Raw genomic sequence first — 12,051 nt, 5'->3', positions numbered from 1 at the left:
AAGCGTGGCGACACGTGCAGCTGACGAATACTAATCGATCGAGGACTTAACCAAATAATGAATACGTAAAATCAATGTCTTTTATCCAGTTTTGAGTGAACAAGCACTCATTGTCTAGTGACGATGGCGAAGAGGCCACACCCGTTCCCATCCCGAACACGGAAGTTAAGCTCTTCAGCGCCGATGGTAGTTGGGGGTTTCCCCCTGTGAGAGTAGGACGTCGCTAGGCACTATAAAAAAAGGTCGTTACCGAGAAATCGGTAACGGCCTTTTTTTGTAAGATAAGAAAGTATGGCTCTTTGCCAAATGACGTTGGTGAAGAACTTTAGTCGGCTATAACTGATTTATTTATTTGTCATGGGATTGTCCAGAAAGTCAGTAAAACTGATTTTTTGCGGCAGTCTTTTTTATGAAGTTTTCTTCAAAAGTAATGTTTAGTTCTTGAATATCAAGTATAGATTTAATACTATTAGAGTTTAATAAGTGAGTTTTCTCTTGGATAATGGTTTTGGTCGACTTTTATTCTACAGGGAATGTTACTTGTTTTCTATATCTGTTCGAACTTATGTTTCCTATATTCACTTATCTGATTTTCGTTCCGAGCGGCGACTCCAGTGGGATTAGCGTGACAGGTGAGACCCCACAGAAAGCGTCCGCTCGGAACGAAAATCAGCGTGGATCAGGATCTTATTTTACCAATGTCATTATATTGTACAACCGAAAGTATAAGAGTTTCATTGATAAGAAAGCGCTGCTTAAACGAACCTCCACAAAAAAAGTCTCCAATCTCATAAATGCGCAAAACTGACATACGACATATTTTAAAATAAGTGCAAAATCAGGAGAAAAGTCACTTTTGGCACTTATTTTTGGATAAGTCGTATAGTCATTTTGCTATATTTTATAAATCATGACTAATAAATTAAATAGAAATATTTCACGTGTAGCAATGATTATGTCTAATTTATCTTTGATGATTCATAGCCGTGTCAGCCAAAGTTTTTTGGTTCGCTTCTTAGAGGACGCGCCCGGGAGTTTTACTCACTAATCATTTATGTAAAAAGAAATATAGAATAATAATATGTAAAATTGTATGAATACGGACAAGTGAGACAAAACCATCTTCAAAAGTGACAATATAGTTATATAAAAATGGAAATAAGCTTGAATTTTAGAAAACCCTTGTTATAATTAGATTTGTACTTTAATTAGATAAACATTCCGAAGTAGCTCAGTGGTAGAGCAATCGACTGTTAATCGATTGGTCGTAGGTTCGAGTCCTACCTTAGGAGCCATTTTTTTGTCTTTGCTTCCATAGCTCAGTAGGTAGAGTGCTTCCATGGTAAGGAAGAGGTCACCGGTTCAAATCCGGTTGGAAGCTTAATTCAAATTGATAATGTGAAGTGGTTCTTGATGCATACGAAGGTTGTTTTTCTTATACTTTGGAAATCTCAAGTAAATAATTTATGACCAACTATGAAAAAAATTAAAAAACTACTTGTCTAAAATTAATGAGTATGATATGATTGTTCTTGTCTGGTTTTCTAAAAGATTGGATTATAGCCTGGAGGATTAGCTCAGCTGGGAGAGCATCTGCCTTACAAGCAGAGGGTCGGCGGTTCGAGCCCGTCATCCTCCACCATTTAATTTTATACATATCCTTTGGAGGGGTAGTGAAGTGGCTAAACACGACGGACTGTAAATCCGTTCCTTCGGGTTCGGCGGTTCGAATCCGCCCCCCTCCACCATTTATTTTATTGGGGTATAGCCAAGCGGTAAGGCAATAGATTTTGATTCTATCATGCCCTGGTTCGAATCCAGGTACCCCAGCCATTTAAATTAAATTTCTTTCGGGGCCTTAGCTCAGCTGGGAGAGCGCCTGCCTTGCACGCAGGAGGTCAGCGGTTCGATCCCGCTAGGCTCCATAATTTTTGAAATCACCGTAAACCTTTCTAAATGGAGAGGTTTTTTTCTTTGTCCAAAAATAATTCTTTTCAGTACACCAATCTTTCGATTATGATGAAATAAAAAAGTGAGGTGTCGAAATTGGATGAAATAATTGTATATGGGGATGTAACATTACGTTCATTGGAACAATCGGATATCGAATACTTGTGGGAGCTTTACAATCCAAAAATTTTTCAGTTTATGTTGAATAAAGTCGAAAGTTATGAGCACCTAGAACAGTGGCTACAAATAGGCATTCAACAAATGGAAGTTGCTAAGACTGCTCTCTCATACGTGGTCGAACACACAGAAACAAAAGAAATCATGGGTACAACGCGTATTTATCAAATTGATCAAGTAAATCATATATGTGAAATTGGTTCAACTTTTTATGGGGACAAGTATCAACGAACTCATGTAAATACAACGTGTAAATATTTGTTGTTAAAGCACTGTTTTGAGGAACTAGGAATGATTCGTGTACAATTTCAGACGGATGAGTTAAATGTCACCTCACAGCGAGCAATTGAAAGAATAGGCGGGGTAAAAGAAGGTGTTCTTCGAAACGAGCGTATTCGATCAAATGGTACCGTGAGAAATGCAGTTGTATATTCTATTATTGAAAGTGAATGGCCGGAAGTAAAAGATAATCTAATTCAATTACTGAATAAATATTCATGATGTTGCTTGGTTGAGCCAACTCTCCTTTAGACTTACACTATATGTATGAACTAAAAGGGGGTATAGACTTTGAAGAAATTAAATTTCTCTATTATTGGGGTACCAATGGATCTTGGTCAAAATAGACGCGGTGTTGATATGGGACCAAGTGCTATTCGTTATGCAGGGGTAGTAGAACGTTTAGAGGCTTTGGGTCATAATGTAAAAGATGAGGGTGACATTGCAATCAGCCATGCTAGAAAAGAGCAAACACCAAACACACATCTTCGAAATTTGCAGGACGTAATTGAGGCTAATTTAGCTTTGGCTGAAAAAGTGCATGAAGTTTTAACGCAAGGCCAATTTCCTCTTGTTTTAGGAGGGGATCACAGTATTGCAATAGGTACGCTTGCGGGACTAGCGGATAGATATGAAAACCTTGGTGTGATTTGGTATGATGCGCATGCTGATTTAAATACAGAAGAAACTTCTCCAACTGGGAATATACACGGAATGCCACTTGCTGTAAGTTTAGGTTTAGGGCATGACGATTTAGTTAATATTCGTTCTTTCTCTCCAAAAATCAAGCCAGAAAATGTCATCATTATTGGTGCACGTTCTGTAGATCCAGGAGAACGTGAACTGATCAAAGAAAAAGGTATTAAAGTATTTTCGATGCATGAAATTGATAAACTTGGCATGACAGAAGTAATGAATCAAGCAATTTCATATCTAAGAGAGCGTAAAGTTGATGGTGTGCATTTGTCATTAGATTTGGATGGATTAGATCCACTTTACACGCCAGGAGTTGGAACGCCAGTACCTGGTGGGATAAATTATCGTGAAAGCCATTTAGCAATGGAAATGTTATACTCTTCCGGCTTAATCACTTCCGCTGAATTTGTAGAAGTAAATCCAATACTAGATGAAAAGAATAAGACGGCAGACGTTGCTGTTGGATTAATGGGTTCCTTGTTTGGTGAAAGCCTCATTTAAAAGCAGACAATCGTCTGCTTTTTTTTTTGGATTAAATAACACAATAGGATACATATTTGATAGACTTAAAGTAATATAAAAAATCTGAAACCTGTCGATACTTTTTTACGTATAGGTAAGACAGCCGCATGGAGCGGGGGGAAATTAACGATGGATGCGTTAGTAAATAAACGAGTAAAGCAGGTTCTTAAGGGTGACAAAGACGCATTCGCGGAAATTGTCGACCTGTATCAACATAGGCTGTTTCAAGTATGTTATCGAATGTTAGGAAATAGGCATGAAGCGGAAGATATTGCGCAAGAAGCCTTTGTAAGGGCATTCATAAACATACATACGTTTGATCAAAAAAGAAAATTCTCCACTTGGTTATATAGAATAGCTACAAATTTATGCATCGATCGAATTCGGAAGAAAAAACCGGATTATTTTTTAGATGCAGAAGTAAAAGGAACAGAAGGACTCAATATGTATTCGCAAATTGCTGCTTCTGATGATCTTCCAGAAGAAGAGTTGATGAAGTTAGAACTTCAAGATAGAATACAATATGAAATTAGTAGGTTACCTGATAAGTATCGAACAGCAATTGTTTTGAAATATATGGAAGAATTATCTTTGCAGGAAATAAGCGAGATATTAGAATTACCGCTTGGAACAGTAAAAACTAGAATCCATAGAGGGCGTGAAGCGCTTCGTAAGCAGCTAAGCAAACAGCCCCATTACTTGTAGGAGGGAATCACGATGAATGCATGTCCGGAACGAATTGTTCACTTGATGCATGATTATTTAGATGGTGAAATTAGTCGTGAACATGAGCTGGAACTCAAATCTCATTTGCAATCATGTTTTGATTGCCAAGCACATATGCATGAGCTTAGTGATGTAGTTGCTTTTGTGAAAGGAGCGGCTCATGTTGAAGCTCCCGGTTATTTTACTGAATCGGTAATGGCTAGACTACCAAAAGAAAAGTCACATGCTGGTTTTAGTAGATGGTTCCGTCAACATCCTATGCTATCTGCAGCTGCTCTATTTATTTTATTCATGAGTAGTACTATTTTTACCAACTTTAATGATGAACAACAGTTCTCTTTCACTAAGCAGGAGAACGTTATCATAGAGGGAGAAACGGTTATCATACCTAAAGGACAAGTTGTTAAGGGAGATCTTGTTGTAAAAAATGGAAATGTGCAAATCGACGGAGAGCTTGACGGGGATTTAACCATTATTAATGGTTCTAAATATATGGCTTCTACCGCTGTTATCACAGGGAAAACAGAGGAGATTAACCAAGCGTTTGATTGGCTTTGGTTTAAGATGAAAAATGGGGCTAAAGAAGTTCTTACATTATTTGAAAGAGATGAAGAGTCAGAATAACTAAGGTGTTTTATCCTAAATATGGGTTAGATATTATTGTTTAAAAAAACAGAGAATTACTCAACTATGTTATACTAAATATATATGAATTTGTAATGAAAAGTGGGGGATGCCACGTGTCGTTTATGGAACAGTTTACTGCATTAATGCCAGTAAACGTGGTTATTAACATTTTAGACGTATTATTTGTCTGGTTTGTTATATATAAATTAATCACCCTTATAAAAGGAACGAAAGCGGTTCAATTATTAAAAGGGATATTTGTAATTATTATTGCTAAGGTTATTACCGATTTTTTTGGTATGAACACTTTAGGTTGGTTGCTTGATCAAGTAATTAATTTTGGTTTATTAGCTATTATTATTATATTCCAACCTGAAATTCGTAGAGCACTTGAACAGATAGGTAGAGGAAAACTTTTTTCAAGAAGTACCATGCAGTTGGAAGAGGAGCAAGAACGTTTATTACAAGCAATGTCCAAATCCGTTAGTTATATGGCGAAACGTCGAATTGGTGCATTAATATCAATCGAACGGGAAACTGGGTTGACAGAGTATATAGAAACTGGTATTCCCTTACACGCTAATATCACATCGGAACTTATGATTAACATCTTTATTCCGAATACACCACTACATGACGGAGCAGTGATTTTACAAAAGGATAAAATTGCATCTGCTGGCTGTTATTTACCACTATCAGAAAGTCCATTTATCTCTAAAGAGCTAGGAACACGTCATCGTGCAGCAATTGGTTTAAGTGAAGTGACGGACGCAATAACAATTGTTGTTTCGGAAGAGACCGGGGCAGTAAGCTTAACTTCAAATGGTGATCTTCATCGAGATTTATCTATGGAAGAATTTGAAGCTCACTTGAAACGTTTGTGGTTCTTACCTACTTCAGAACAAGTAACTTCTTCTAAGTGGTTGTGGAGGGGGAAACAGAATGGATAAAATGATAGATAATCCATGGTTTTTACGAATGGTCGCTTTTGCACTAGCGATGTTACTGTTCTTCACTGTAAAATCAGGAATAGAAAATGAAAATTTGAATAACACTGGAGGCACAACAATAGATGCTCTTCGCAATGTACCAGTTGAGGCATACTATGATGAAAACAACTTAGTTGTAACAGGTATTCCAGAAACGGTTACAGTAAATATTGAAGGACCTTCATCACTTATATTATCTACTAAGGCTATGAACGACTACAAAGTATTTGTCGATTTAAGAGAGTTACCAATTGGAGAACACAGAGTTGCTATTTCTCATGAAAACTTGCCTGAGAAACTGAATGTTACGATTGATCCTTTTTATATTGATGTGATCATAGAAGAAAAAATGTCAAAAAAAATTGATGTAGAGCCAGATATGAACGAGAGTATGATAGATAAAAACTATGTGGTGAAATCTTATGATGTAAACCCGAAAGTTGTAACTATAACAGGTGCTAAGAGTATTGTGGAAAGTATAAGTTATGTAAAAGCAACAATAGTAACCGAAGAAGGGATAAGCGATTCCTTCGAGCAACAAGCAAATATAAGAGTACTTGACCGGGAATTAAATAAATTAGATGTTTTAATTGAACCAGCAACTGCACAAGTACAAGTAAAAGTAGAAGAATATAGTAGAGAAGTATCACTCTCCCTACGACCTAGTGGTACTCCAAAAAAGGGTGTCAGTATTAATAATTTATCCACAGATGTAGAAAAAATTAGACTATTTGGTCCACGTGCAATTGTTGATAAAATAGAGAAGTTAGTTGTAGACGTCGATGTAAGTAAGCTTGAAAAGTCCGGTGAATTTGATGTAGAATTAGCGATTCCAGAAGGTGTAACAAAGTTATCATTAGAGAAGATTAAAGTAAATGGAAACTTAACAACAGAAGATGAAACAACTATGAAAGAACTGTCTGAGGAATAGACGACACTTTCTGAATAGAAATAGATTAAGAACAACAGGTACTTTTTAAGGAGAGATAGATTAAATGGGAAAATATTTTGGTACAGACGGTGTTAGAGGGGTTGCAAACTCAGAACTAACACCCGAGCTTGCATTTAAATTAGGACGTATTGGTGGTTTTATACTGACTAAGGGAGCAGCAACAGCAGATAAAGCGAAAGTATTAATCGGTCGCGATACACGAGTTTCCGGTCATATGCTTGAAGGTGCACTTGTTGCAGGACTTCTTTCGGTTGGAGTAGAAGTAATGCGTCTAGGTGTTATTAGTACACCAGGAGTTGCTTATCTAACAAGAGTAATAAGCGCAGATGCTGGTGTTATGATTTCTGCTTCACATAATCCAGTAGCCGATAATGGTATTAAATTCTTTGGTTCTGATGGATTTAAGCTTTCAGACAAACAAGAAGAAGAAATCGAACAATTATTAGATGCCGAAGAAGATAATCTTCCGCGCCCAACTGGAGCTGGTGTAGGATCTGTAACAGATTATTTTGAAGGCGGACAAAAATACATTCAATACTTAAAACAAACGGTGGATGAAGAATTCGTTGGTATACATGTAGCCTTAGACTGCGCACATGGTGCTACGTCATCACTTGCAATGCATGTATTTGCTGATTTGGATGCAGATTTGTCTACAATGGGTTCCTCACCAAATGGATTAAATATTAATGAAGGTGTTGGATCCACTCATCCAGAGGGCTTAGCTAAATTTGTTCTAGAAAAAGGAGCACATTTAGGATTAGCATTTGATGGAGACGGAGACCGTTTAATCGCTGTTGATGAAAAAGGAAATATTGTAGATGGCGATCAAATTATGTATATCTGCGCGAAACATTTAAATACAGAAGGCCGATTAAATAATAATGCAGTTGTTTCTACAGTTATGAGTAATATGGGCTTCTATAAAGCATTAGAGGCACATAATATGACAAGTGTAAAAGCGGCTGTTGGTGATCGTTACGTAGTAGAAGAAATGAAAAAGAACGGCTATAACCTAGGTGGGGAGCAGTCAGGGCATATCATATTCCTAGACTACAACACAACAGGAGATGGTTTGTTGACTGGCTTACAGTTAGTGAATATCATGAAAGTAACAGGGAAGAAACTTTCAGAGCTTGCTGCTGAAATGACTATATATCCTCAAAAATTAGTAAATATTCGTGTGACAGATAAACATGCAGTTACACAGAATGAACAAGTTGCTCAAGTAATCGGGGAAGTGGAAGCAGAAATGTCAGGCAATGGCCGCGTGCTTGTTCGCCCTTCAGGGACTGAACCACTTGTTCGAGTAATGGTAGAGGCAACAACACGAGAAGAATGTGAAAGCTATGTAAACCGCATTGCTGATGTAGTTAAAACAGAAATGGGTTTAACTGAATAAATAATGGGAAGTCCGACTTTGTGTCGGACTTTTTGTGGTTTTTGAGTTGTACGATTAGCTATAGAAAAAAAGACTCCAAAAAAACAGTTTTACTGACTTTCTGGACAGTCCCGCGACAGATAAATCAATCAATTATAGCCGACTAAAATTCTTCACCAATGTCATTTGATAAAGAACCTTCTAATTCCTTTATGTTTATATAATTTTTTTTGTGGAATAATATAAAGGAACAAACAATTAAGGAGTGAGGAAATGGCTAAAGTAGCAACATTAATCACAAATATGTTTGAGGATGTAGAATTTACAAGTCCAGCAAAGGCATTAAAAGATGTAGGTCATGAAGTATTTACAATTGAAAAAGAAGCAGGGAAAGAAGTTACTGGAAAACAAGGTAAAACGAATGTGAAGATAGATTATAGTATTGATGAAGTGAAACCGGAAGACTTTGATGCCTTATTTATTCCAGGAGGGTTTTCTCCAGATATATTGCGTGCTGATGATCGATTTGTGCAGTTTGCAAAAGCGTTTATGGATGCTAAAAAACCAGTATTTGCAATTTGTCATGGACCACAATTACTCATAACAGCAAAAACATTAGAGGGTAGGGATACTACAGGCTACAAATCGATTCAAGTAGATTTAGAAAATGCGGGTGCAATATTTCATGATGAAGAAGTATTTGTATGTCAAAATCAGTTAGTCACAAGTCGCACACCTGATGACCTCCCAGCATTTAATAGAGAGATTGTGAAATTACTTGCTAAATAAATTGTAAAAGAAAATCGCTATCAGTTTTAATCTGATAGCGGTTTTCTATGTGTTAATTTTACTATTAGTACATTTTTACATTTATTGAATGTTTTTGTCTTATTATTGACTAAAAATAGCATTTTCTGTATGATGAAAATGCTGACTTAAGATCAATCTCTGCATTGGAACTAAAGTCACCGCGTAGATAGGAGGAAAGATAAGCGCGTAAAAATAAGGAAAACAATTATAGCGCCAGAGCTGAAGAAATTGGACGAAACGTATCTTCAGCAGACGAGGTGGAGGTTATCGAACATTCGGCGGATACCTCCCGACCGTATTTGCCCGGTTGTAATTCTTTTTCAGAAACCATTCGAGTGATCGGATGACAAAGGGAAAAAGAAGGCATTCTTAGCTTAATAAGTAAATAGATGTATAAAACTTGTTTTGACTTGAATGTAACGGAGGAAAAAATTATGTGTGGAATTGTAGGATATATTGGTGAAATAGATGCAAAAGAAATTCTATTAAAAGGTTTAGAGAAATTAGAATATCGTGGGTATGACTCAGCAGGTATTGCGGTTTTAAATAAAGATGGCGTAATCATTTTCAAGGAAAAAGGACGTATTGCTGATTTACGTGACGTAGTAGACGAAGACGTAGATGCAAATCTTGGAATTGGTCATACTCGTTGGGCAACACATGGTGTTCCTAATCAGTTAAATGCCCATCCCCATCAAAGTACTACGAAACGTTTTACACTTGTGCATAACGGCGTAATTGAAAACTACCATTTAATGAAAAAAGCATATTTATCAGAAATTGATATGGCTTCCGATACAGATACAGAGGTAATTGTGCAACTGATTGAAAGATTTTCTAAAGACGGTCTATCTACGTTAGATGCACTAAGAAAAACATTGCATCTAATTCACGGATCATACGCTCTTGCTCTTATCGATAAAGAAGCAGCAGATACAATTTATGTGGCTAAAAACAAATCTCCACTTCTTATAGGTTTAGGAGAAGGCTTCAACGTAGTAGCTTCTGATGCTATGGCAATGCTTCAAGTAACAGAACAATACGTAGAGCTTCATGACCAAGAAATCGTACTTGTGCATAAGGATTCTGTAGAAATTCAAAAACTGGATGGAACAATAGTAGAACGTGCATCTTATAAAGCAGAACTAGACATGAGCGATATTGAAAAAGGAACATATCCTCACTATATGTTAAAAGAAATGGATGAGCAGCCAGCTGTAATCCGTAAAATAGTTAAAGCATACCAAAATGAACAAGGCCAGCTTTCAATTGACCCAGCTATTTTAGAAGCACTTCATGATGCTGATCGTTTGTATATTATCGCGGCAGGAACTAGCTATCATGCAGGTCTAATCGGTAAAGAATATTTCGAAAAAGTCGCTGGTATTCCAGTTGAAGTGCATATTTCTAGTGAATTTGGCTACAACATGCCATTACTTTCTGAAAAACCGTTATTTATGTTCATTACACAATCAGGAGAAACTGCAGACAGCAGACAAGTACTGGTGAAAATTACGGAAAAAGGATATCCTACGATTACTATGACAAACGTAAAAGGATCAACACTTTCACGTGAAGCAGATCATACGCTTTTACTACACGCAGGGCCGGAAATTGCTGTTGCTTCAACCAAAGCCTATGTTGCACAAGTTGCAGTATTAATGGTAACCGCTTCAGTTTACGCACAATCTCAAAATAAAACTTTGGATTTTGATGTTGTGAAAGAACTTGGTATCGCAGCAAATGCTGTGCAAACTGTCGTGGATTCGAAAGTAGAAATGGAAAAAGTCGCAAAAGAATTTTTAGCGACAACTAGAAATGCATTCTTCATCGGACGTAATGTGGACTTCTATGTAAGTTTAGAAGGCGCATTAAAATTAAAAGAGATTTCTTATATTCAGGCAGAAGGATTTGCTGGTGGGGAATTAAAACACGGTACAATCGCATTAATTGAAGAAGGTACACCAATATTTGCTATAGCAACTCAACAAGCTGTTAGCCTGAATATTCGCGGCAACGTAAAAGAAGTAGTAGCTCGTGGTGCGAACCCATGTATTATTTCGATGGAAGGTATTGATGAAGAAGGAGATCGCTTCGTACTTCCAAGAGTACATGAGTTATTCTCACCACTTGTAGCGGTAGTACCATTGCAACTAATCAGCTACTATGCAGCATTGCATAGAGAATGTGACGTCGATAAACCAAGAAACTTGGCGAAGTCTGTTACTGTAGAATAATAGAGTTCTAGATTTAGACGTTGTTGTTAAATGACAACAAAGTCGGGTACTGACGTGTTCAATCGAAAAGTTTAATTTAAAGCACGACCCAGGTTTTATTGGGTCGTGCTTTTTAACATTTAGGAATATTTTTATAGAATAGAGGAATTTACCAAGTTAATTAAAAATTATGTTATTGTAAGGTTGAGGAAAATTTCAGGATATAAAATTTGCATTATTCAACTAACGGGGAAAAGAACTGACGCAATTTACTTTAGTAGATGTTATTGAGAGAAAAATACATTTCACAAGAACAAATACTATATTCGATAAAATAGACTTTAAAGATTATAATGATGGTGAAATACTGGCTTATAATGAAATATTGGCAGATGTCAAAGAAATGAAGGAAAATGAATTTGTAAATAAGTATCTAAATATAAAAAAAAAACTTGCAGTACAGTTCGAAAATGAAGAATTCGATGATAAAAAGGAAGTAGAAAAAATGTCAGGATACAATAATGCAATTGTAACCATCTTAGAATGTATTAACCCGATTTATGGATATGATTTAGAAGATTAGTCATATCGAAATCAATTCATCTTATTGTAGTAATGGGCGCGGTAGTTGGTGCGAAACGTTCCTGGCTCAAATGAAATGTGGTCACACAATTTCGGTAAAGGTCAGGCAGTTTCATGTTTCTAGAAATTGAAGGGTTATATCGA

General features: G+C 36.6%; 10 protein-coding genes, 6 tRNA genes and 1 rRNA gene. All 17 read left to right on the top strand.

The genetic code is table 11. The annotated features are described in order from the left end of the window. The first annotated feature begins 113 nt into the window (after positions 1–113). Positions 114–229 (top strand): 5S ribosomal RNA (gene rrf, locus C7437_RS16495). Positions 230–1,220: 991 nt separating this feature from the next. Continuing rightward, a tRNA-Asn gene (locus C7437_RS16490) sits at positions 1,221–1,295 on the top strand. Positions 1,296–1,308: 13 nt separating this feature from the next. Continuing rightward, positions 1,309–1,381 (top strand) — tRNA-Thr (locus tag C7437_RS16485). A 185-nt stretch (positions 1,382–1,566) separates the two neighbouring features. After that, positions 1,567–1,642 (top strand) — tRNA-Val (locus C7437_RS16480). Positions 1,643–1,664: 22 nt separating this feature from the next. Next, positions 1,665–1,748, top strand: a tRNA-Tyr gene (locus C7437_RS16475). A 10-nt stretch (positions 1,749–1,758) separates the two neighbouring features. Further along, positions 1,759–1,833 (top strand) — tRNA-Gln (locus tag C7437_RS16470). A 19-nt stretch (positions 1,834–1,852) separates the two neighbouring features. Further along, positions 1,853–1,925 (top strand) — tRNA-Ala (locus tag C7437_RS16465). A gap of 112 nt (positions 1,926–2,037) precedes the next feature. Beyond that, positions 2,038–2,628, top strand: coding sequence for a GNAT family N-acetyltransferase (locus tag C7437_RS16460; protein WP_245909332.1), 591 nt, complete (start codon positions 2,038–2,040; stop codon positions 2,626–2,628). Between the two features lie 69 nt (positions 2,629–2,697). Continuing rightward, entirely contained in the window at positions 2,698–3,603 is a 906-nt protein-coding gene (gene rocF / locus C7437_RS16455; protein ID WP_111441080.1) for an arginase, read from the top strand. 150 nt (positions 3,604–3,753) lie between these two features. After that, positions 3,754–4,329 carry an RNA polymerase sigma factor SigW gene (gene sigW / locus C7437_RS16450; RefSeq protein ID WP_111441079.1) on the top strand — a complete coding sequence of 192 codons (576 nt, stop codon included), beginning with the start codon at positions 3,754–3,756 and terminating at the stop codon, positions 4,327–4,329. A gap of 12 nt (positions 4,330–4,341) precedes the next feature. Next, entirely contained in the window at positions 4,342–4,974 is a 633-nt protein-coding gene (locus tag C7437_RS16445; RefSeq protein WP_111441078.1) for a zf-HC2 domain-containing protein, read from the top strand. A gap of 116 nt (positions 4,975–5,090) precedes the next feature. After that, positions 5,091–5,927: a diadenylate cyclase CdaA gene (gene cdaA, locus C7437_RS16440; protein WP_111441077.1), complete on the top strand. Its 837-nt coding sequence runs from the start codon at positions 5,091–5,093 to the stop codon at positions 5,925–5,927. Next, entirely contained in the window at positions 5,920–6,897 is a 978-nt protein-coding gene (locus tag C7437_RS16435; RefSeq protein WP_111441076.1) for a CdaR family protein, read from the top strand. The genes cdaA and C7437_RS16435 overlap by 8 nt, the downstream gene beginning before the upstream one ends. Before the next feature lie 64 nt (positions 6,898–6,961). After that, complete coding sequence (glmM, locus tag C7437_RS16430) at positions 6,962–8,320, top strand: phosphoglucosamine mutase (RefSeq protein WP_111441075.1); 1,359 nt, start codon at positions 6,962–6,964, stop codon at positions 8,318–8,320. A 252-nt stretch (positions 8,321–8,572) separates the two neighbouring features. Beyond that, complete coding sequence (locus tag C7437_RS16425) at positions 8,573–9,088, top strand: type 1 glutamine amidotransferase domain-containing protein (RefSeq protein ID WP_111441074.1); 516 nt, start codon at positions 8,573–8,575, stop codon at positions 9,086–9,088. Positions 9,089–9,543: 455 nt separating this feature from the next. Further along, positions 9,544–11,346, top strand: coding sequence for a glutamine--fructose-6-phosphate transaminase (isomerizing) (gene glmS, locus C7437_RS16420; RefSeq protein ID WP_111441073.1), 1,803 nt, complete (start codon positions 9,544–9,546; stop codon positions 11,344–11,346). Between the two features lie 382 nt (positions 11,347–11,728). Next, a complete protein-coding gene (locus C7437_RS17285) occupies positions 11,729–11,908 on the top strand; it encodes a hypothetical protein (protein WP_245909331.1) in 180 nt (59 codons plus the stop codon). Positions 11,909–12,051: the final 143 nt, after the last annotated feature.

Origin of the sequence: Psychrobacillus insolitus (assembly GCF_003254155.1) — a bacterium.
Lineage (GTDB): Bacteria > Bacillota > Bacilli > Bacillales_A > Planococcaceae > Psychrobacillus > Psychrobacillus insolitus.
This window is presented reverse-complemented; position numbering and strand designations above follow the sequence as displayed.

Coding starts and splice junctions, on each gene's coding strand:
- sigW (WP_111441079.1), top strand. CDS start 3,754: ATGGATGCGTTAGTAAATAAACGAGTAAAGCAGGTTCTTAAGGGTGAC.
- C7437_RS16445 (WP_111441078.1), top strand. CDS start 4,342: ATGAATGCATGTCCGGAACGAATTGTTCACTTGATGCATGATTATTTA.
- C7437_RS16435 (WP_111441076.1), top strand. CDS start 5,920: ATGGATAAAATGATAGATAATCCATGGTTTTTACGAATGGTCGCTTTT.
- glmM (WP_111441075.1), top strand. CDS start 6,962: ATGGGAAAATATTTTGGTACAGACGGTGTTAGAGGGGTTGCAAACTCA.
- C7437_RS16425 (WP_111441074.1), top strand. CDS start 8,573: ATGGCTAAAGTAGCAACATTAATCACAAATATGTTTGAGGATGTAGAA.
- glmS (WP_111441073.1), top strand. CDS start 9,544: ATGTGTGGAATTGTAGGATATATTGGTGAAATAGATGCAAAAGAAATT.
- C7437_RS17285 (WP_245909331.1), top strand. CDS start 11,729: ATGAAGGAAAATGAATTTGTAAATAAGTATCTAAATATAAAAAAAAAA.